Genomic DNA, 20611 nt, shown 5'->3' on the forward strand with positions numbered 1-20611 from the left:
CATGAACGCGGGCTGGTACCTGCGGCGGCTGTCCCGGATGGGGCCGCGGGAGGTCGGCGGCCGGGTGGGCGACGCGGTGCGCAGGCGGCGGTGGCGGTCGGCGCGGCCGGAGTGCCCCAGCGTGACCGGCGCCCGGTTCACCGCGGTGCTGCCCGCCGGGACGATCGCCGCGGTGCCACCGGACGCCGCGAAACGTCTCGTCGCCGAGGCGGACCGGCTGATGGCCGGGCACGTCGAGTACTTCGGGGTGGTCCGCGACGACCTGGCCGACCCGGACTGGTGGTACGACCCGAAGACCGGGCGGCGGGCTCCGTGGGGCTACGCCTTCGACGTGCCGTACCGGAACGAGGACGCGGTCGGCGACATCAAGCAGATCTGGGAGCTGTCCCGGCATCAGTACCTCACCGTGCTCGCCGCCGCCTACGCGATCACCGGGAACGAGCGGTACGCCGAGCGCGTGGCCGCCCACCTGCGGTCCTGGTGGGCGGCCAACCCACCGCTGCGCGGCGTGCACTGGATCAGCGGCATCGAGCTGGGGATCCGGCTGCTGTCCTGGGTGTGGATACGCCGACTGCTCGACGGCTGGCCGGGCGCGGCCGGGCTTTTCGAGGGCAACCCGGTGGCGCGCCGTCAGATCTGGCACCACCAGCGCTGGCTGGCCGCCTTCCCCAGCCGGGGGTCCTCGGCGAACAACCACGCCATCGCCGAGGCCGCCGGGCAAGCCGCCGCGGCCTGCGCGTTCGGGTGGTTCCCCTCCTCGGCGCGTTGGCGGGCCGACGCGCTGCGGTCGCTGGAGCGGCATCTGCGAAGCAATACCTTCGGCTCCGGTCTCAACCGCGAGCTGGCCACCGAGTACCACGGACTCGTGCTTGAGCTGGGCCTTGCCGCGGTGGCCGAGGCGGACGCCGCCGGCGTGCCGGTCCCCGCGTCGACGAGGCTGGTGCTGCTGCGCATGACCGACGCGCTGGCGGCCATCGTGGACAACCGGCTGCGGCCGCCGCGCCAGGGGGACGCGGACGACGGGCACGGCCTGGTCGTGGACGGCGCGGGCACCGACCGCTGGGCCTCGCTCCTCGCCACCGGCGACGCCGTGTTCGGCCGGCTCGCCTGGTGGCCGACGGTGACCGGCACCGATGTGCGCACCCCGCTCCTTGCCGCGCTCATCCGGCCGTACGCGAAGGAAGGAACCGCGCCGGCCGTGACCCGCCCGCCGAGCCGACCGGCTCACTTCGCCGACGCGGGCATGACCATCCTGCGCGGTCCGGCGGAGATCTGGTGCCGCTGCGACGGTGGTCCGCACGGCTTCCTGTCCATCGCCGCGCATGCCCACGCGGACGCGCTGTCCGTGGAGGTCCGGCACGACGGGGTCGACGTGCTCGCCGACCCGGGGACGTTCTGCTACCACGGGCAGCCCGAGTGGCGGCGGTACTTCCGGTCGACCCTCGGCCACAACACCCTGCAACTGGACGGCGTTGACCAGTCCGTCTCCGGCGGCCCGTTCCTGTGGACCCGGCAGGCCCGCAGCCGCGTCCTGGTCGCGGACACAACCGACGGGAGCGTGACCCGCTGGTGCGCCGAACACGACGGCTACCAGCGCTCCGTGCACCGCCGCCGGGTGGAGCTGACCGCCGCGAGCCAGGAGCTGCGCGTGATCGACGAGGTGCGTGGCCCGCGCCGGGCCGCGCGCCTGGCGTTCCACCTCGGCCCGGCGATCGCCGCCGACCTGGTGGGCAACCGGGCGGTGCTCACCTGGACCCGGGACGGCGAGGACCGCTCCGCGGTACTCGAACTGCCCGGGCAGCTGAGCTGGCGGGCGCATCGCGGCGAGACCGGCCCTTCCGCAAGCTCTTCGAGCAGGGGATATCCCATGCTGGGCTGGTACTCCCCCGGCTTCGGACGCAAGGAACCCACCACATCGCTGATCGGCACCGGCTTCGCCGACGGCGTGGAGGGGTTCACCACCGTACTCAGGTTCCACGGCTAGGGAGGGGGACGCGTGGGGATCAAGTGGCGGAACTGGGCGGTGCCGGTGGCGGTGCCGGTCCTGCTGACGACCGGCTGTGTCAGCACGCCGGGCACCCCGGCGGCGGAACCGACCGTCGCGCCGTCCACGTCCGCGGCCCGTTCCGTGGCCCGCGTGTGCGCCAAGCCCGCGGCCGGTCCCGCGAAGGCACCGAAGGGCGCGGTGACGGTCGACCCCGCGGTGGTAGGCGACCTGGCCGCGAAGACCAAGAAGAGCCCCGCGAACACCACGTTCTGGCTCCGGCCGGGCAAGCACAGGCTCACACCGGACCGCTACGCCCAGGTCATCCCCAAGAAGGGGAACCGCTACCTCGGCGCGCCGGGCGCGGTGCTCGACGGCCGGAAGACCAACCAGTACGCGTTCGGTGGCGGTGCCCGCGACGTCACCGTCCGCCATCTGACCGTGCAGCGCTTCGTGGCACCGCCGGACGAGGGCGTGGTCAACCATGACTCGGCCGACGGGTGGGTGATCGAGCACGCGAAGATCCAGCACAACTCCGGTGCCGGGCTGATGGCCGGTGCCCGCCAGCGGGTCCGCGCCAGCTGCCTGCGCGGCAACGGCCAGTACGGCATGAACGCGTACAAGGCCAAGGGCCGTATCCGCGGCCTGGTGGTCGAGGGCAACGAGATCGTGGGCAACAACACCGACGACTGGGAGCGGCGGCGGAAGGGCTGCGGCTGCACCGGGGGCGTCAAGTTCTGGGCCGTCGACGGCGCCGACGTACGCGGCAACTGGGTGCACGACAACCGCGGAACCGGGTTGTGGGCGGACACCAACAACAACGACTTCCGCATCGAGGACAACGTCCTCGAAGCCAACGACGGTGCCGCGCTGATCTACGAGACCAGCTACAACGCGGTCATCCGGAAGAACACGATCCGGCGGAACAACTGGGTCGAGGGCCGCAGGTACGCCGACCGCGGCGACAGCTTCCCGTTCGCGACCGTCTACCTGTCCGAGTCCGGCGGCGAACCACGGGTCCGGGCCCGCACGGACAAGATCGAGGTCTACCGGAACGTGCTGGAGAACAACTGGTCCGGGATCACCCTGTGGGAGAACGCCGACCGGTTCTGCAACAGCCCGGCCAACACCTCGTCCGGTGACTGCACGTTGCTGGTGCGGGACACCGACCGCTGCGCGCGGCCGGCGATCGCCACCGCGCCGCTCCACGCCGACTGCCGGTGGAAGACCCAGCGGGTGGACATCCACGGCAACCGCTTCGTCCTGGACAAGTCCGTCGTCAAGTGCTCGGTGAAGTGCGACCGCATGGCGGTCCTCGCCAACTACGGCACCTATCCGGACTGGTCGCCGTACAAGGGCGAGCGGGTGGCCGAGGCGATCACCCACAAGCAGCACAACCGCTGGCACGACAACGTCTACGTCGGACCGTGGAAGTTCGTCGCCCACGACCCGAGCCGGGTGCTCGACTCCGGGCAGTGGCAGGGCATGCCGTACGAGCAGGACGCGGGCAGCACCTTCGACCCACGGGCCGGTGGTTGAGATGGGCGGGGAGCTGCGGCGCGGTGGGCTGCCGGGCGGAGCGGTCACGGAGGGGACGCGGTCCGGCGCCGGACCGCGCCCGGCCGGCACACCGAAGGTCGTCGGGGTCGTCTGGGGGCTGCTGATCCTCAACACGCTCGGCTCCGCCGGGGCGAAGACCATCATCCCGCTGCCGCGCTCCCTCATCCAGCTGGTCACCATGGGCGCGCTGGTCGCCGCGTTCACGCTGGCGCTCGCGGTCAATCTCCGGCTGCGCATCCGGGCCAGCGCCTTCGTGCTCCTGCTCACCCTGCTCCTTGTGCCGAGCATCATCTCCAGCGTGCAACTGGAGTCGGGGTTCGGCGCGTTGTTCCGCTGTGCTCGGCTGGCTCTCTTCGTCGGCACGCTGTGGCTGCTCAGCCGCTGGTGGGACGGCGGCCTCGGCTTCGTGCGGCACCACATCCGGATGTACTTCGCGGTGCTCGGGTCGGTCGCCGCGGGCGCGGTCATCTCACCGGGCGCTGCCATGCCCGAGCTGTACGGCGGACGCCTGGTCGGCGCGCTGTGGCCGCTCACCCCGCCGCAGATCGGACAGTACGCCGCGGTGATCATCGGGCTCACCGTGCTGCTGGTACTGGGCCGCCGGACCGACAGGACCAGTGCCGCGGTCGTCATCGTGCCCTCACTCGTCCTGCTCGCGCTGACCCATACCCGGACGGCCACGCTCGGTCTGCTCATCGGGTCGGCGCTGGCGATCGGCTCGCTCGTCCTGACCAGTGCCGCCGCCCGCCGGTTCTTCACCTGGGCGGTGCTGTGCGCCGCGGTGGCCGCGGTGGGTTTCGCCCCCGCGCTACGGGCGTGGTTCCTGCGCGGACAGAGCCAGGAGCACCTCACCAGCCTCACCGGCCGGGCCAAGGTCTGGGACGCCCTGCTCGCGGCGCCCCGGACGACCGGGGAGAAGCTGTTCGGCATGGGCCTGGGCGACAAGTCGTTCGGTGGGCTGCCGATCGACAACAGCTGGCTGGCCGTCTACCACGAGCAGGGCTGGACCGGCGTCACCCTCGTGGCGGCCATCATCACCGTCCTCGCCGGTGTCGCGCTGCTGCGGCCGCCGTCACTGGCGAGGGCCTGCGCGATCTTCCTGATCAGCTACTGCGTGATCGCGTCGTACACCGAGGCCGGTCTCGGCGACGCCTCGCCGTATCTGCTGCATCTGGCCCTGGCCGCCTCGCTCCTCGCGGCACCCGCCGCGGCCACGCCCCTCGCGGCGCCCGAAGCGCCCCAACGACATGTCCCGCGATGGGCCAGGGATCGGAAGTGACCTCAAACATGCACGTCCTCGTGGTGCACAACCGCTACTCCTCGGCGCAGCCGAGCGGGGAGAACAACGTCGTCGACCAAGAGGTGGGGCTGCTGCGCGCGGCGGGCCACCGGGTCGAGGTGTTCGAGCGGCGCAGCGACGACATCGCCGCCCGGTCCCTCCTCGCCAAGGCCGCGGTGCCGCTGCTCGTGCCGTGGAACCCGGCGGTCCGCACGGAGCTGGCCGCCCGGCTCCGCGCCGAGCGGCCGGACGTGGTGCACGTCCACAACGTCTTCCCGCTCCTGTCTCCCGCGGTCCTCGCCGCCTGTGCCGACGCCGGCGTGCCCGCCGTCGCCACACTGCACAACTACACCCAGGTCTGCCCGCCCGGCACACTGCAGCGGGACGGTCGGCCGTGCACCGAGTGCGTCGGGTCGACGCCGCTGCCCGCCGTCCGGCACGGCTGCTACCGGAACTCCCGGCTCGCGACGGTGCCGCTGGCGGTCGGTCTCCTCGTCAACCGGCGGCGGTGGTGGTCCGGCGTGGAGCGGTTCTTCTGCATCTCCGCGGCGCAGCGCGACGTCCTGGTGCGGTCCGGCATGCCGGCCGAACGCCTCGCGGTGAAGCACAACTTCGTGCCGGACCCGGACGTCCGCCGCTCGGGCGCCGGCGAGCATCTGCTCTATCTCGGCCGCCTCGCGGAGGCCAAGGGCGTACGGCTGCTCATGGCCGCGTGGGACGAGATCGCCGCGGGCGGCGGTGTGGGCGTGCCGCTCGTGATCGCCGGCGCGGGGCCGCTGGAGCGGGAGGTGACGGCCTGGGCGGCGGGCCGGGGCGACGTGCGCCATGTCGGCCTGTACGACGCGGCGCAGTGCCGGCGGGCCATCGCGCGGTCGGTCGCCGTGGTGGCTCCCTCGACGTGGCTCGAGGCGTTCGGCCTGGTGGTCGTGGAGGCGATGGCGGCGGGGGTCCCGGCCGTCGCCGCGGGTCACGGCGCCTTCGTCGAACTCGTCGAGGACGGGGTGGCCGGGCTGCTTCACCGGCCGGGTGAGCCCGCCTCGCTCGCGTCCTGCCTGCGCCGGATCACGGCCGAGCCCGCCCGCAACCAGGAGATGGGCCAGGCGGCCCGGCGCCGTTACGAGCGGGATTTCAGCCCGGCCGTCGGTCTGGAGCGCCTGGTGGAGGGGTACCGCACCGCGATCGCGGGTCGGACGGAATCAATGGGGGGCACTATGGGGGGCAATACATGACACGCTGCCGACTCTGCGGCTCGGAGGCGATGGCGAGCGTCGTCGATCTCGGGGCGACGCCACCGTGTGAGAGCTTTCTCGCCGCGGACCAACTGGACCAACCGGAGCCGGCGTACCCGCTGCACCTGCGGGTGTGCACCGACTGCTGGCTCGCGCAGATCCCTCCGCTGATCACGCCGGAGGAGACGTTCAAGGAGTACGCGTACTTCTCCTCGTACTCGACCTCCTGGGTGGAGCACGCGCGCACGTTCGTCGCCGACGCCGTACAGCGGGTGGGTCTCGGCTCCGATGGCTCCGACAGCTCCGAGGCCTTCGTGGTCGAAGTCGCGAGCAACGACGGGTACTTGCTGAAGCACGTGGTGGACCGGGGCATCCGCTGCCTCGGCATCGAGCCGTCGGTGAACGTCGGCACCGTGGCGCGCGACGCGGGCGTGCCCACGCTCACCGAGTTCCTGAGCCCGGACACCGGCGCCGCCGTCCGCGCCGAGCACGGCCCGGCGGACCTGGTCGTGGCCAACAACGTGTACGCGCACATCCCCGACGTGGTCGGGTTCACCGAGGGGCTGCGCGCCCTGGTCGCCGACGACGGCTGGGTCTCCATCGAGGTGCAGCACCTGCTGACCCTGATCGAGGAGAACCAGTACGACACGATCTACCACGAGCACTTCCAGTACTACACGGTCGCGTCGGCGGCCCGAGCCCTGGCGAGCGGCGGACTCGCGCTCGTGGACGTCGAGTTGCTGCCCACGCACGGCGGTTCCATCCGGCTGTGGGCGCGGCCTGCCGAGGTGGCCGGCGAGCCGTCCCGGCGGGTGGCGGACGTACTGGACCAGGAGAAGGCCGCCGGGCTCCAGGAGCTGTCCGGGTACACCGAGTTCTCCGCCCGGGTGGCCAAGGTGCGCCGGGACCTCCTGCGGTTCCTCGTCGAGGCGGCCGAGCGCGGCGAGACGGTCGTCGGCTACGGCGCGCCGGGCAAGGGCAACACGCTGCTCAACCACTGCGGCATCCGGCCCGACCTGCTCCCGTACACGGTCGACCGCAACCCCTACAAGCACGGCAGGTTCACCCCGGGCACCCGCATCCCGATCCTGTCGCCCGAGCGGATAGCCGCCGACCGGCCGGACTACGTGCTCGTCCTGCCCTGGAACCTGCGGGCCGAGCTGGTCGAGCAGCTGTCCTTCGTGCACGCCTGGGGCGGCCGCCTGGTCTTTCCCATCCCGGAACTGAGCATTGTCGAGGCCACGTCATGAAAGAGGCCGTCATGAAAGAGGTCGCGGCATGAAGGTCGTACTGTTCTGCGGCGGTTATGGACTGCGCATGCGCGCCGGAGCGTCCGACGACATACCCAAGCCGATGGCGATGGTCGGCCCGCGGCCGCTGATCTGGCACGTCATGCGCTACTACGCGCACTTCGGGCACACCGAGTTCATCCTGTGCCTCGGGTACGGGGCCCACCACATCAAGGACTTCTTCCTCAACTACGAGGAGACGACGTCCAACGACTTCGTGCTGCGGGGCGGGCAGACCGAGCTGCTCTCCACCGACATCGCCTCCTGGACGATCACGTTCGTGCAGACCGGCATCGAGTCACCGATCGGGGAACGCCTTCGCCGGGTGCGACACCACCTGGACGGCGACGAGATGTTCCTCGCCAACTACGCCGACGTGCTCACCGACGCCCCGCTGCCGGAGATGATCGACCGGTTCGCCCGGCGCGACGCCGGTGCGTCGATGATGGTGGTGCCGCCGCAATCGTCGTTCCACTGCGTGGAGTTGGGCGAGGACGGCCTGGTGGGAGGCATCACCGCGGTGAGCGAACTGCCGCTGTGGGAGAACGGCGGCTACTTCGTGCTCCGTCAGGAGGTCTTCGACCACATCCCGGAGAACGGGGACCTGGTCGCCGACGGATGCGCCCAGCTGGCCAAGCGCGGCCGGTTGGCGGCGTACCAGCACCGCGGCTTCTGGAAGCCGACCGACACCGTGAAGGAGCGGGCCGCGCTCGACGACGCCTACACCCGGGGCGACCGCCCGTGGGCCGTGTGGGAGCGGGACGGCGCGGGGGTGGGGACCGCGTGATCCGGCTCGGGGCCGGGCGGCGCCTGGGCCGGCTCGTCGCGGTGGGCGCGCACTGCGACGACATCGCCATCGGCGCGGGCGGCACGCTGCTGACGATGTGCCTCGCGCACCCGGGCATCCGCGTCGACGCGCTGGTGCTCTCCGGTGGTGGCAGTGAACGGGAGCAGGAGGAGCAGGCCGCGCTCGCCGCCTTCTGCCCGGGCGCCGACCTGCGGCTCACCGTGCTCAAGCTGGCGGACGGCCGGCTGCCGGCACAGTGGGACGAGGCCAAGGCCGCGGTCGAGGAGCTGCGCGAGCGGACCGAGCCGGATCTGGTCCTCGCCCCGCGCACCGATGACGCCCACCAGGACCACCGCGGCCTGGCGAAACTGCTGACCACCGCGTTCCGCGACCACCTCGTACTCGGCTACGAGATCGTCAAGTGGGACGGCGATCTCGGCCGTCCGGCGGCGTACCAGCCGCTGTCGCCGGAGACCGCCGAACGGAAGGTGCGGCTGCTGCAGGAGCACTACCCCTCGCAGCGGCACCGGCCCTGGTACGACCGGGAGGCCTTCCTCGGCCTCGCACGGATCCGCGGCATCGAATGCCACGCGCGCTACGCCGAGGCGTTCGCCGTCACCAAACTCACGCTCGATCTGGGCACTTTCGATCTGGGGGAATGAACCTTGCGCGTACTGCTCACCGGACACCAGGGCTATCTGGGCACCGTGATGGCTCCGGTTCTCAGCTCCGCCGGGCACGAGGTCGTCGGTCTCGACTCCGGCCTGTTCGCCGACTGCGTGCTCGGCCCGCCGCCCGCGGATCCACCGGGGCACCGGGTGGACCTGCGCGACGTCACGGCCGAACACGTGGCCGGGGTGGACGCCGTGATCCACCTGGCCGCGCTCTCCAACGACCCGCTGGGGTCGCTGGCACCGGACCTCACCTACGACATCAACCACCACGCGTCCGTACGCCTTGCCCGGCTGGCCCGCGACGCGGGAGTGCGGCGCTTCCTGTACGCGTCGACCTGCTCGGTCTACGGCGCCGCCGGCGGCGAAGGACTGGTGGGGGAGGACGCCCCGCTGCGGCCGGTGACGCCGTACGCGGAGTCCAAGGTGCGGGTGGAGGACGACCTGCACGCGCTGGCCGACGGCGACTTCAGCCCGGTGTTCATGCGCAACGCCACCGCCTTCGGCCACTCGCCCCGGCTGCGCGCCGACATCGTGCTGAACAACCTGGTGGGCCACGCGCTCCTGTCCGGCGAGGTGCTCGTACTCTCCGACGGCACGCCCTGGCGCCCGCTGGTGCACGCCGCCGACATCGCACGGGCCTTCGCGGCCGCGCTGACCGCGCCGCGGGAGGCGGTGCACGACCGGGCGTTCAACATCGGCAGCGAGGTCAACAACGTCACGGTCGCCGAGATCGCCGGGCAGGTCGCCGAGGCGGTGTCCGGCGCGAAGGTGCGGATCACCGGCGAGAACGGCGCCGATCCGCGGTCCTACCGGGTGGACTTCTCCCGGTTCCGCGCCGCGATCCCCGGCTTCGACTGCGAGTGGACGGTGAAGCGGGGCGCGCTCGAACTCGCCGACGCCTACCGCGAGTTCGGGCTGACCCGGGAGGACTTCGAGCGGCGCTTCACCCGCCTCGCCGTGCTGCGCGCGGCGTCCGACGCCGGTGCCGTCGACGACACCCTGCGGTGGCGCCGGTGAGCGCGGCCGGCGAGGAGATGCACGCGCTGGTGGAGCGGCTGTACCCGCTGTGCCGGAGCATCACAGGCGACGGTGTGCGCGCCACCCTGGAGATCGTCGACGAGTACGTTCCGCTGCGGACGCACGAGGTGCCGACCGGGACGCAGGTGCTCGACTGGACGGTGCCTCAGGAGTGGAACATCCGGGACGCGTACATCGCCGATGCCACCGGCAAGCGGGTCGTCGACTTCGCCGCGTCGAGCCTGCATGTGCTCGGCTACAGCGTGCCGGTGTCGACGACCATGCCGCTGGCCGAACTGCGCGCGCATCTGCACACCCTCCCCGACCACCCGACGTGGGTGCCGTACCGCACCAGCTACTACCAGCCACAATGGGGGTTCTGTCTCGCCCAGGAGACCTTGGACGCGCTGCCGGACGGCGAGTACGAGGTGTGCGTCGACTCGACCCTCACCGATGGCCACCTCACCTACGCCGAGCACGTCGTCCCCGGGCAGGTCCCCGACGAGGTGATCGTCTCCTGTCACGTCTGCCACCCGTCGCTGGCCAACGACAACCTGGCCGGCATCGCGGTGGCGACGTTCCTGGCCCGGGCGCTGGCGGAGCAGACGCCGTACTACACCTACCGGTTCCTCTTCGCGCCCGGCACCATCGGGGCGATCACCTGGCTGGCCCGCAACAAGGAGCGGATCGAGCGGGTCAAGCACGGGCTCGTGCTGGCCTGCGCGGGCGACCGGGGCCAACTGACGTACAAGCAGAGCAGGCGCGGCGACGCGGAGATCGACCGGGTGATGCGGCACGTGCTCACCGCCTCCGAACGCCCGCACCAGGTAACCGAGTTCACTCCTTACGGCTACGACGAGCGGCAGTTCTGCTCACCCGGGTTCGATCTCGGCGTGGGCTCGCTCAGCCGGACCCCGTACGCCGGTTACCCCGAGTACCACACCTCGGCGGACAACCCGGACTTCGTCTCCCCGGAGGCGATGGCGGACACGCTCGCCGTCTGCCGCGAGGCGTTCGCCGTCCTCGACCGCGACCGGCGGTACCTCAACCTCAGCCCCTACGGCGAACCACAGCTGGGCCGACGCGGGCTGTACGACTCGCTCGGCGGCCGCAGCGACGCGAAGCAGGCGCAGATGGCCATGCTGTGGGTGCTCAACCTCTCCGACGGCGAGCACGGTCTGCTGGACGTCGCCGAGCGGTCCGGGCTGCCGTTCGACACCGTCGCCGCCGCGGCCGGCGCCCTGCACGGTGCCGGGCTGCTCAAGGCATGACGCCGATGACCACCGGAGGGGAGAAGACGGCCCGGCCCACCGCCAGGCGGGCCGTCGTCGGCCGGCTGTCCTGGGGCCTCGCCGACCAGGCGGCCTCCAGCATGTCCAACTTCGTGGTGGGGATCTACGTGGCACGCTCGCTGGGGCTCGCCGCTTTCGGCGTGTTCAGCCTGGCCTGGGTGACCTACGGCGTGGTGCTCAGCGTCTCCCGCGGCCTCGCCACCGACCCGCTCGTGGTGCGCTTCAGCGGCGTGCCGGACGCGTCCTGGCGCGGGGCGGTGGCCCGGTCGTCGGGTACCGCGCTCGGTGTCGGTGCCGCCATCGGCGCGGTGAGCCTCGTGGTCGGCCTCGCCCTCGGCGGCCGTGTGGGGACCGCGTTCGCCGGCCTCGGCGTCATGCTGCCGGGGCTGCTGCTGCAGGACGCCTGGCGGTACGCGTTCTTCGCCGCCGGGGCCGGGCGCAAAGCGTTCGTCAACGACCTCGTGTGGGGCGTCGCGCTCGTCCCGGCCATGGTGGTGGCGGCCCGCGTGGGCAGTGTGGCCGCGTACGTGCTCGCCTGGGGCGCGTCCGCCGCGGTGGCCGCCGTGTACGGCTGCCTCCAGTCCGGCATCCGGCCCCGGCTGACCGGCGCGCGCGAGTGGATTCGCGAGCACCACGACCTCGGCTACCGGTACCTGGTCGAGAACACCTGCGTCAGCGGCGCGAGCCAGCTGCGGGCGTACGGGCTCGGCGCGATCGTCGGGGTCAGCGCGGTGGGTGTCATCCGGGGCGCCGAACTCCTGCTCGGCCCGTTCCTCGCCGTGCTGATGGGTCTGTCGCTGGTCACCGTCGCGGAGGCGGCACGGGTGGTGCGGCGGGCACCGCACCGGCTCGGCACGTTCTGTCTGCTCCTCGGCGGCGCGCAGGCCGTCGCCGCGCTGCTCTGGGGCGGGGCGCTGCTCCTTGTGCCGGACCGGCTCGGCGAGTTCGTGCTCGGCGGCGTCTGGAGCGCCGCCTCGGACCTCATCGTGCCGGCCGCGCTCGGCGTCGCGGGCGCCGGGCTCGGCACCGGCGCGGCGGCCGGGCTTCGCGCGCTCGGCGCGGCCCGGCGCAGCCTGCGCAGCCAGCTGTACGCCTCCGCCTGCTATGTCGGCGGCGGGCTCGGCGGAGCGGCCGCGGCCGGCACGGTCGGTTCGGCCTGGGGCGTCGCCGCCGCGACCGTCGGCGGCTCGGCCGTGTGGTGGCTGCAGCTGCGGTCCGCCCTGCGCGAGCGCCACCGCAACTCCATCCCCGAAGTGAGGACCTCATGACCGCGCAACCCAGGCTGAGCATCGGCCTGCCCGTCTACAACGGCGAGGAGTACCTCGCCGAGGCGCTCGACGCCCTGCTCGGCCAGACCTACGAGGACTTCGAGCTGGTCGTCTCCGACAACGCCTCGGCCGACGGGACCCAGGACATCTGCCGCCGGTACGCCGCCCGGGACTCACGTATCCGGTACATCCGGCTGCCCCGGAACATCGGCGCCGCGCCGAACCACAACTACGTGTTCACCGAGTGCCGCGGCGAGCTGTTCAAGTGGGCCTCGCACGACGACCTGTACGCCCGGGACCTGCTGCGGCGCTGCGTATCGGCCCTTGACGAGCGGCCGGACGTGGTCCTCGCGCACTCCGGGCAGGCGGTCATCGACGGCGAAGGCCAGGTGAAGGTCCCGTACGAGTACGGGCTCGCCACCGACTCGCCGCACGCGCCGGAGCGCTTCCGCAGTCTGCTGTTCGAGCCCGGTGGCGACGACTTCTACGGGGTGATGCGGGCCGACGTGCTGCGCCGGGTGAGGCCGCACGACAGCTACCACCACGCGGACCGCACGTTCGTCGCCGAGATCGTCCTGCACGGGCCCTTCCACCAGGTGCCGGAGCTGCTGTACTTCCGCCGCGACCACCCCACCCGCGCCGAGCGCGCGAACCCGGGCAAGCGCTCCCGGTGCGTCAACCTGGACCCGCGCCGGGCAGGCCCGCTGCACCCGACGCCCCGGCTGCTCGCCGAGTACGTCTGGGGCTTCGTCGCGGCGATCCGGCGGGCGCCGCTGTCCACGGCCGACCGGCGCGCGTGCTACCGCCATCTGGCCGCGTGGATGACCAGCCGGGTCCGGCCCGGCGCCGGTGAGCGGGTCGAGGACCGCGCCCCGGCCGACCCGGCCCAGCTCACGGTCTCCGTCGACGCCCTCGTGGCCGGGCGTGGAAGCCGTGAAGGCCGTGGAGGCCGTGAAGGGGGGCAGGCGTGACCGCTGTCCGCGTCGGGGTGTTCGGCCTGCTCGGCTCCGGCAACCTCGGCAACGACGGGTCGCTCGAGGCCGTGCTCGGCTACCTCCGCGCCGAGCACCCGGAGGCGGTCGTGGACGCGCTGTGCGGCGGACCCGAGGCCGTCGCGGCACGGTACCGGATCCCCGCGACGCGGCTGCACTGGTACCGCGGGGAGTACCGGACCGCGTCACGGGCCGGCGCGATCGCGGGCAAGGGCCTTGGCAAACTCGTCGACGCCTTCCGCACCGCTGCCTGGGTGCGCCGGCACGACGTGGTGATCGTGCCGGGCATGGGCGTCCTGGAGGCCACGCTGCCGTTGCGGCCGTGGGGCTTCCCGTACTCGCTGTTCCTGCTCTGCGCGAGCGGCCGGCTGTTCGGCACCCGGGTCGCGCTGGTCGGTGTCGGCGCCGCCGCGATCGGCGACCGGCCCACCCGGGCCCTGGTGCGCTGGTCGGCGCGGCTCGCCACGTACCGGTCGTACCGGGACGACCTGTCCCGCGACGCGATACGGGCGATGGGCGTGGACACCGCCCGCGACGAGGTCTACCCGGACCTCGCGTTCGCCCTGCCCGCACCTGCTGCCGCCGCGTCCCCGGGCACGGTCTGCGTCGGTGTCATGGACTTCCACGGCGGCAACGACGACCGCGCCCGGGCCGAGGAGATCCACCGCCGCTACCTGGCCGGGACGACCGCCTTCGTGCGCGCCCTGGTCGAGGACGGCAGGACGGTCCGGCTGCTCACCGGCGACGCGTGCGACGCACCGGTGGCCGAGGCCATCCTCGCCGCGGTGGACTCGCCACTGGTCACCGCCGCCGAAGTGGGCTCGCTCGCGGACCTGTTGAAGGAGACGTCGGCCGCCGACACCGTCGTCGCGACCCGTTACCACAATCTGGTCTGCGCGCTGAAGACCGGCACCCCGACGCTCGCCGTCAGCTATGCGGCGAAGAGCGACGCGCTCATGGACCGCATGGGCCTCGGCGCGTACTGCCATCCGGCCCGCGAGGTCGACGCCGACCGGCTGCTCGAACAGTTCCGGGCCCTGGAGAAACACGCGGCGGAGCTGCGCCGGACCCTCACCGAACGCAACGAGGCCGCCGCCCGGCAACTCGCCCGCCAGTTCGCCGCGTTGACCACGGCCCTGTTCCCGTCGACCGCCCCGCAGGAGAGCCGATGAAAGCGACCGAAGTCCCGGCGATCGCCGGGGCATACCTGTTCGAGCCGACGCCGTACGCCGACGAACGCGGCTTCTTCTGCCGCACCTTCGACGCCGACGTGGTCCGCTCGGTGGGCCTCGACCCGGGCTCCTTCGTCCAGGACAGCCTGTCCCGCTCGGTCCGGGGCGTGCTGCGCGGCCTGCACCTGCGCTCCGGGGCCGGCGAGGCCAAGCTGGTGCGGTGCGCGTACGGGGAGATCTTCGACGTCGTCGTGGACCTGCGGACGGACTCACCGACGTACCGCGACCGCGCCTTCTTCGAGCTGTCCGGCGAGACACAGACGACCCTGTACATCCCGGCGGGGTGCGCGCACGGCTTCCAGGCGCTGACCGAGACCGCCGACATCTCGTACCGGATCGACCGCCCGCACGATCCGGCCGAGGACGTGACGATCGCCTTCGACGACCCGGAGCTGGCCATTCCCTGGCCGCTGCCGGTCACATCGATGTCCCAGCGGGACCGGGAGGCGCCCGGCCTCGCCGAAGTCCTGAAGCAGAGAGAGAGCTGAAGTCGGCGTGGAAACTGAGGAGTTCCTCCTGCCCCGGTCGCGGCTGGCCAACGAGCGGCTGCACGCCATGGTCCCCGGGGGCGCGCACACCTACGCCAAGGGCGACGACCAGTACCCCGAGAACCTGGCCCCGGTCATCAGCCACGGCCGCGGCGCCCACGTGTGGGACATCGACGGCAACCGCTACATCGAGTACGGCTCCGGTCTGCGGTCGGTCAGCCTCGGCCACGCCCACCCACGCGTGCTGGAGGCGGTACGGCGGGAACTCGACCGCGGCTCCAACTTCGTCCGGCCGTCCATCGTGGAGGTCGAGGCCGCGGAACGCTTCCTCGCCACCGTGCCGACCGCCGAGATGGTGAAGTTCGCGAAGAACGGCTCCGACGTCACCACCGCCGCGGTGCGCCTGGCCCGCGCCGTCACCGGGCGTCCGCGGGTGGCGGTCTGCGGCGACCATCCGTTCTTCTCCGTCGACGACTGGTTCATCGGCACCACGCCGATGTCCGCCGGTATCCCGGCGGCGACCACCGAACTCACGGTGTCGTTCCCTTACGGGGATCTGGCCGCCACGGAGGAGCTGCTCACCCGGTACCAGGACGAGATCGCCTGCCTGATCCTCGAACCCGCCGCCCACACCGAGCCCCCGCCCGGATATCTCATGGGCCTGCGCGAGCTGGCCGACCGGCACGGCTGCGTACTGGTCTTCGATGAGATGATCACCGGCCTCCGCTGGTCGGAGGCGGGTGCCCAGGGTCTGTACGGCGTCGTCCCCGACCTCTCCACGTTCGGCAAGGCGCTGGGCAACGGGTTCGCCGTCTCCGCGCTGGCCGGGCGCCGCGAGCTGATGGAGCGGGGCGGGCTGCGCCACTCCGGCGACCGGGTGTTCCTGCTGTCCACCACGCACGGCGCGGAAACGCACTCGCTGGCGGCCGCGATGGCCGTGCAGACCACCTACGTCGAGGAGGGCGTCACCGCGCGGCTGCACGCCCTCGGCGAGCGGTTGGCCGCCGGTGTCCGCTCCGCCGCGGCGAGCATGGGCGTCGGCGACCACATCGTCGTCCGGGGCCGGGCCAGCAATCTGGTCTTCGCCACCCTCGACGAGAACCGGCAGCCGTCGCAGCGGTACCGCACCCTGTTCCTGCGGCGGCTCCTCGCGGGCGGGGTACTGGCTCCGTCGTTCGTGGTGAGCAGCGCGCTCGACGACGCCGACATCGACCGCACCGTCGACGTGGTGGCCCAGGCATGTGCGGTGTACCGGAAGGCGCTGGACGCCGGCGACCCCACCCCCTGGCTGGCCGGGCGACCGGTGAAGCCCGCGTTCCGCCGCCTGGCGTGACGTGAGTCGACTTGGTGTCAGCGGTCCTGCGGCAGACGGGCCCGTGCCATCCGGTCGACCAGCCACGCCGTCGCCGGAACCACCGCCAGCGCGGTGCACCAGCCGCCGAGGACGTCGGTCGGGTAGTGCGCGCCCAGCGCGACCTGCGCCCAGCCCATGGCGGCGCCGGCGACCAGCGCCGCGGCGAGCACGAGTAACGCGCCGGCCGTCCTGCCGAGGCCGAGCCGGCCGGTCGCGAGCAGCGCCACGACGAGGGCGAGCGCGGTGAGGAAAGCAGTGTGCCCGCTCGGATAGGACAGGTTGCCGTCGCCGTGGATGGTCCGTCCCACCAGGGACTTGAGCAGCGTCGTCGTCCCCACGGTCAGGCCGGTCCCGGCAACGACGAGCACCACCGCGCGAGGATGCCGAAGCAGCAGGCAGTACGTCACGGCGGCCAGGACCAGCATCGCCGCTCCCGCGGGCTCCGCCAGGAAGTCCGTGGCCAGAGCGGCGTTCCGCCACGGCGGCCGCACGCTGTCCGCCGTCGGCCGGATGATCCACCTGTCCGCCCTGCCGGGCTCGCTGTGACCGGCGTACAGGACCCCGAGCGCGACGACCATCAGCGTGGCGAGGGCCGCGACCGGCCCGAGCCACGCGCGTAGCGGTGGGGGCAGCACCGCGGGCGCCGGCCTGCCGGTCACACGCCCACCGCACTCGGCCGGCCTGCGGTAGCTGATGCGATGCACCTCCCCGTAGCTGCCCCAACGTAGGGGCTGCCTCAGGGTAGTTGGCTTCGGGGACGCCAGGAAACGGGATGCGGCGGGGGCACCCCACGGATGCGCGGTCGCACCCCCGCGCGGCCCCCGCGCGGCCGCCGCGCACCCGGTTCGTCAGCATCGGTGGTTTGCGCGCGGCATCAGATCGGTGTGCGGCGCCAGGGGTATGCAGGAAGCCATCACCACGTGTGTCGCCGAGGAGCGTGGAAGGATGCCGTGCCCATCTGACCTGCCTTGTCCGGACCCCGAGCCTTGTCCGGACCCCGAGGAAGCCGTTCGGCCCTTTCCGTCTCCTCCGCCAGGCAGCATGGGCCCGCCCACGGAGTACCGGCTTCTGCGCCAGGGATGCCCCGTCGCCAAGGTCATGACGCCCTTCGGCGCCCCGGCGTGGTACGTGACTTGTTACGAGGACGTGCGCGACCTGCTGGCGGACAGCCGGTTCATCCGGCCGACCATCGAGGACTGGCCCGCGACCGCGGACACGACAGGCGCTCCCGGCCTCGTCACCATGATGGAGCTGGAAGGACCGCGGCACACGGCCTTGCGGCAAGCCCTGGCCACTTCGCTCAGCGTCCGCTCCGTGCGGCGGACGCGGCCTGCCGTACGCGCCACCGCCGACCGGTTGCTGGCGGACCTCGCCGCCCCGGGGCCGCCCGGCGACCTGGTGGACGGCTTCTGTGAACCCTTCCCCCTGCTGGTGATGTGCGAACTCGTGGGCATCCCCTTCGAGGACCGCGACTTCTTCCTCCCCTTGGCGGACGACGCCCTCGGCGCACTGATCACCGTCGAAGAGGGCCGCCGGGCCGCCCACTTGCTGCGTGCCTACATGACGGACCTGATGGGGCGCCTTCGGCGCGGGCGCGCCCCCGGCCACGGGATTCTCTCCCAGCTGCTCCGTGCCCAGGAGAGCGGGGAGTTGGAGGAGGAGAGCGTCCTGGCCTTCGGCCTGTCGATGCTCGTCGCCGGCTACCGCACCACAACGATGTTCCTGGCCAACGCCGTGCTGACCCTCCTGGCCGAACCGGACCGTTACACGCGGCTCCTGCGCGACCGGTCGGCCCTGCCCGTCGCGGTCGAGGAGCTGCTGCGCTTTCTCCCCGTACAGAACGGTGTCGTCGTACTACAGGCCACGGAGGACATCACCCTCCACGGTCGCGCCATCCGCGCCGGAGAGGCCGTGCTGCCCGTGCTGGCCGCGGCCAACCGGGACGAGCACGTCTTCGCGGAGCCGGACCGGCTGCTCCTGGACCGCGCCGACAACCCGCATCTGGCGTTCGGCCGGGGCCCGCACAACTGCGTCGCCGCGCACCTCGCACGCACCCAGATGAACGTCGCTCTGGAAGCACTGCTCGACCACTTCCCCGGCCTCCACCTGACCGGACAGCCCCCCACGTGGGACGACGACTCGCCCATCAGGTCACCGCTCAGCCTGCCGGTGGCCTGGTGACCTCCCAGAGAGAAGGTCTCCATGACGAATACCGCGCGCAGCGAACAGTTCGATGTCGCCGTGGTCGGCGGCGGCCCCGGAGGTTCCACGGCCGCCGCACTGATCGCCAAGGCGGGACACGACGTACTGCTCCTCGAACGCGAGCACTTCCCGCGCTACCAGATCGGGGAATCCCTCCTGCCGGCGACCGTGCACGGCATCGGCCGCCTGCTCGGAGTGGAAGACGCGCTCCACGCGGCGGGCTTCGTCCGCAAGCACGGCGGAACGTTCCGTTGGGGAAGGGCACCGGAACCGTGGACGTTCTCCTTCGCGGACTCGCCCGGCCTCGGTCCCGAGAAGGGTTACGCCTACCAGGTCGAGCGCACCAAGTTCGACGCGCTGCTGCTCGACCACGCCCGCCACGTCGGAGCGCGGGTTCGGGAAGGCTGCACCGTGCGCCGTCTCGGCCGCGACGAGAACGGCCGCGTCAACGGTCTTACGTACCAGACGCCGGACGGCCAGGACCGGCACATCCGTGCCCGCTGGGTCGTCAACGCCTCCGGCAACACCGGACGGCTCCATGCCGCGGCCGGCGGCGAGCGGGTGTTCTCCCCTCTCTTCCGCAACGTCGCGGTGTTCGGCTACTTCGAAGGGGGCCGCCGGCTGCCGCCACCGAACCGGGGGAACATCCTGTGCGCCGCCTTCGACGCCGGATGGCTCTGGTACATCCCCCTCAGCGACCGGCTCACCAGCGTCGGCGCCGTCATCCGCCGCGAACACGCCACCCGGGTCCAGGGGGACCCCGAACAGGCCCTGGCCCGGCTGGTCACCCAGTGCCCACCCGTACGGGACATGCTGGTCGACGCCCGCCGCGTCACGGAGGGAACGTACGGGAAGGTGCGCGTCCGCAAGGACTATTCCTACTGCAACACCCGGTTCTGGGCGCCCGGAGTGGCGCTCGTCGGTGACGCCGGGTGCTTCATCGACCCCGTCTTCTCCTCCGGGGTCCACCTGGCGACCTACTCGGCCATGCTGGCGGCCCGGTCGGTCAACAGCGTGCTCGGAGACGGGATGGACGAGCGGCGCGCCTTCGAGGAATTCGAGATCCGCTACCGGCGCGAGTACTCCGTCTTCCATGATTTCCTCGCCGCCTTCTACAACATGGAGGCCGAGAAGGACGGCTACTTCTGGCAGGCCCACAAGGTGACCGGCGGTCAGGCGGACGCCACGGTCTCGTTCGTCAACCTGGTGGGAGGCGTGGCGTCGAAGGACCGCGTGCTCATCGACTCCGAAGCCTTCGCCGACCGCCTCGGGACGGCTGCCCGCGTGCTCGACGCGACAACCCACGACTACCAGGCGAACCCCGACGGTGACCCGTGGGACGAATGCCCCATGCTGGGCGACACCTTCGCCGAGAGCGACTTGCTCGCCGAGCGGGGAGTCGCGGGAGGCGACTTCGCGGAGAGCGGTCCGCTGCGTCCGGGCGGCCTGGTGGCCACCGCTGACGGGATCCACTGGGCGGAGCCCGGCGAGTAGACGCGGGGCGTCTTCCGTCGGATGCGGGCGTCTTCCGTCGGATGCGGGCGTCTTCCGTCGGATGCGGGCGTCTTCCGTCGGATGCGGGCGTCTTCCGTGAGCCGACGGCTCTCCCTATCCTCGATGCAGGCGGCACGCGTCGTGACGATGGGTGGCATATGGGACGAGCCCGGCCGGTCTTGCTGCTCGCGCTCGCTCTGCTGCTCTCCGCTCTGGGTGTGACGGCCGTTCACCGGGTCTTCGACTCCCCTTTCGTGGTCCGGGTCCTGGTCGACGCCGTCGTGGGGCTCTGTTGGCTGAGCGCCGCTCCGTTTCTCTTCCTGCGGGCGCTCCGGCAGTCCGATGAGAGGCCGCATGAACCCCGCTCACCCGCCGATCTCACCGAAAATCAAGCCGCTGTCCAGTTCCGGACCGACTCGGACGCCATCGCCAGGTCCCGCTGGCGCTCCAAGGGCCGGCCGTGACATCCG

Annotated in this window: 18 protein-coding genes; 17 read left to right on the forward strand and 1 reads right to left on the reverse strand. The window is 72.1% G+C overall.

Annotation, left to right across the window (positions count from 1 at the left end; translation table 11 throughout):
- The first annotated feature begins 1 nt into the window (after position 1).
- Genes ACWDZ7_RS32440 through ACWDZ7_RS32505 form a run of 14 tightly spaced genes read left to right on the forward strand, consistent with a single transcriptional unit; the run spans position 2 to position 16424 of the window.
- Positions 2-1984 (forward strand): alginate lyase family protein, encoded by a 1983-nt coding sequence (locus ACWDZ7_RS32440; RefSeq protein ID WP_451802072.1) that lies wholly within the window; start codon positions 2-4, stop codon positions 1982-1984.
- Positions 1985-1996: 12 nt separating this feature from the next.
- Positions 1997-3523 (forward strand): right-handed parallel beta-helix repeat-containing protein, encoded by a 1527-nt coding sequence (locus tag ACWDZ7_RS32445; protein WP_451801962.1) that lies wholly within the window; start codon positions 1997-1999, stop codon positions 3521-3523.
- A gap of 1 nt (position 3524) precedes the next feature.
- Entirely contained in the window at positions 3525-4823 is a 1299-nt protein-coding gene (locus tag ACWDZ7_RS32450; RefSeq protein ID WP_451802074.1) for an O-antigen ligase domain-containing protein, read from the forward strand.
- A gap of 8 nt (positions 4824-4831) precedes the next feature.
- Positions 4832-6052, forward strand: a complete 1221-nt coding sequence (locus ACWDZ7_RS32455; RefSeq protein ID WP_451802075.1) for a glycosyltransferase — start codon at positions 4832-4834, stop codon at positions 6050-6052.
- Positions 6049-7302, forward strand: coding sequence for a class I SAM-dependent methyltransferase (locus ACWDZ7_RS32460; protein WP_451801963.1), 1254 nt, complete (start codon positions 6049-6051; stop codon positions 7300-7302). Before ACWDZ7_RS32455 ends, ACWDZ7_RS32460 begins: the two co-directional genes overlap by 4 nt.
- A 28-nt stretch (positions 7303-7330) precedes the next feature.
- Positions 7331-8128 carry a glucose-1-phosphate cytidylyltransferase gene (locus ACWDZ7_RS32465; RefSeq protein WP_451518472.1) on the forward strand — a complete coding sequence of 266 codons (798 nt, stop codon included), beginning with the start codon at positions 7331-7333 and terminating at the stop codon, positions 8126-8128.
- Positions 8125-8790: a PIG-L deacetylase family protein gene (locus ACWDZ7_RS32470; protein WP_451801965.1), complete on the forward strand. Its 666-nt coding sequence runs from the start codon at positions 8125-8127 to the stop codon at positions 8788-8790. Before ACWDZ7_RS32465 ends, ACWDZ7_RS32470 begins: the two co-directional genes overlap by 4 nt.
- A 3-nt stretch (positions 8791-8793) precedes the next feature.
- A complete protein-coding gene (locus ACWDZ7_RS32475; protein ID WP_451801967.1) occupies positions 8794-9819 on the forward strand; it encodes an NAD-dependent epimerase/dehydratase family protein in 1026 nt (341 codons plus the stop codon).
- Complete coding sequence (locus ACWDZ7_RS32480) at positions 9807-11090, forward strand: DUF4910 domain-containing protein (RefSeq protein ID WP_451801968.1); 1284 nt, start codon at positions 9807-9809, stop codon at positions 11088-11090. The genes ACWDZ7_RS32475 and ACWDZ7_RS32480 overlap by 13 nt, the downstream gene beginning before the upstream one ends.
- On the forward strand, positions 11087-12379 hold the full coding sequence (locus tag ACWDZ7_RS32485) for a hypothetical protein (RefSeq protein ID WP_451801969.1): 1293 nt from the start codon (positions 11087-11089) through the stop codon (positions 12377-12379). The genes ACWDZ7_RS32480 and ACWDZ7_RS32485 overlap by 4 nt, the downstream gene beginning before the upstream one ends.
- On the forward strand, positions 12376-13350 hold the full coding sequence (locus ACWDZ7_RS32490) for a glycosyltransferase family 2 protein (protein ID WP_451801971.1): 975 nt from the start codon (positions 12376-12378) through the stop codon (positions 13348-13350). The genes ACWDZ7_RS32485 and ACWDZ7_RS32490 overlap by 4 nt, the downstream gene beginning before the upstream one ends.
- The gene (locus ACWDZ7_RS32495) at positions 13347-14543 is read left to right on the forward strand and encodes a polysaccharide pyruvyl transferase family protein (protein ID WP_451801973.1); all 1197 of its coding nucleotides are present in this window, start codon (positions 13347-13349) and stop codon (positions 14541-14543) included. The genes ACWDZ7_RS32490 and ACWDZ7_RS32495 overlap by 4 nt, the downstream gene beginning before the upstream one ends.
- A complete protein-coding gene (gene rfbC, locus ACWDZ7_RS32500; protein ID WP_451801975.1) occupies positions 14540-15091 on the forward strand; it encodes a dTDP-4-dehydrorhamnose 3,5-epimerase in 552 nt (183 codons plus the stop codon). The genes ACWDZ7_RS32495 and rfbC overlap by 4 nt, the downstream gene beginning before the upstream one ends.
- Positions 15092-15098: 7 nt before the next feature.
- Positions 15099-16424, forward strand: coding sequence for a glutamate-1-semialdehyde 2,1-aminomutase (locus tag ACWDZ7_RS32505; protein WP_451801976.1), 1326 nt, complete (start codon positions 15099-15101; stop codon positions 16422-16424).
- A gap of 17 nt (positions 16425-16441) precedes the next feature.
- On the opposite strand, the gene ACWDZ7_RS32510 is transcribed toward ACWDZ7_RS32505, so the two are convergent.
- Positions 16442-17104, reverse strand: a complete 663-nt coding sequence (locus tag ACWDZ7_RS32510) for a phosphatase PAP2 family protein (RefSeq protein WP_451801977.1) — start codon at positions 17102-17104, stop codon at positions 16442-16444.
- 382 nt (positions 17105-17486) lie between these two features.
- Here ACWDZ7_RS32510 and ACWDZ7_RS32515 point away from each other — a divergent pair, with 382 nt between their 5' ends.
- The 3 genes from ACWDZ7_RS32515 to ACWDZ7_RS32525 all read left to right on the forward strand — a co-directional run bounded on the left by ACWDZ7_RS32515 (position 17487) and on the right by ACWDZ7_RS32525 (position 20605).
- Positions 17487-18626: a cytochrome P450 gene (locus ACWDZ7_RS32515; protein ID WP_451801979.1), complete on the forward strand. Its 1140-nt coding sequence runs from the start codon at positions 17487-17489 to the stop codon at positions 18624-18626.
- A 21-nt stretch (positions 18627-18647) separates the two neighbouring features.
- Positions 18648-20141, forward strand: coding sequence for a tryptophan 7-halogenase (locus ACWDZ7_RS32520; RefSeq protein WP_451801981.1), 1494 nt, complete (start codon positions 18648-18650; stop codon positions 20139-20141).
- 158 nt (positions 20142-20299) lie between these two features.
- Positions 20300-20605 (forward strand): hypothetical protein, encoded by a 306-nt coding sequence (locus ACWDZ7_RS32525; protein WP_451801983.1) that lies wholly within the window; start codon positions 20300-20302, stop codon positions 20603-20605.
- Positions 20606-20611 lie beyond the last annotated feature (6 nt).

It is taken from the genome of Streptomyces sp. NPDC003032 (assembly GCF_053591415.1).

Coding starts and splice junctions, on each gene's coding strand:
- ACWDZ7_RS32440 (WP_451802072.1), top strand. CDS start 2: ATGAACGCGGGCTGGTACCTGCGGCGGCTGTCCCGGATGGGGCCGCGG.
- ACWDZ7_RS32450 (WP_451802074.1), top strand. CDS start 3,525: ATGGGCGGGGAGCTGCGGCGCGGTGGGCTGCCGGGCGGAGCGGTCACG.
- ACWDZ7_RS32455 (WP_451802075.1), top strand. CDS start 4,832: ATGCACGTCCTCGTGGTGCACAACCGCTACTCCTCGGCGCAGCCGAGC.
- ACWDZ7_RS32460 (WP_451801963.1), top strand. CDS start 6,049: ATGACACGCTGCCGACTCTGCGGCTCGGAGGCGATGGCGAGCGTCGTC.
- ACWDZ7_RS32465 (WP_451518472.1), top strand. CDS start 7,331: ATGAAGGTCGTACTGTTCTGCGGCGGTTATGGACTGCGCATGCGCGCC.
- ACWDZ7_RS32485 (WP_451801969.1), top strand. CDS start 11,087: ATGACGCCGATGACCACCGGAGGGGAGAAGACGGCCCGGCCCACCGCC.
- ACWDZ7_RS32490 (WP_451801971.1), top strand. CDS start 12,376: ATGACCGCGCAACCCAGGCTGAGCATCGGCCTGCCCGTCTACAACGGC.
- rfbC (WP_451801975.1), top strand. CDS start 14,540: ATGAAAGCGACCGAAGTCCCGGCGATCGCCGGGGCATACCTGTTCGAG.
- ACWDZ7_RS32515 (WP_451801979.1), top strand. CDS start 17,487: ATGGGCCCGCCCACGGAGTACCGGCTTCTGCGCCAGGGATGCCCCGTC.
- ACWDZ7_RS32520 (WP_451801981.1), top strand. CDS start 18,648: ATGACGAATACCGCGCGCAGCGAACAGTTCGATGTCGCCGTGGTCGGC.
- ACWDZ7_RS32525 (WP_451801983.1), top strand. CDS start 20,300: ATGGGACGAGCCCGGCCGGTCTTGCTGCTCGCGCTCGCTCTGCTGCTC.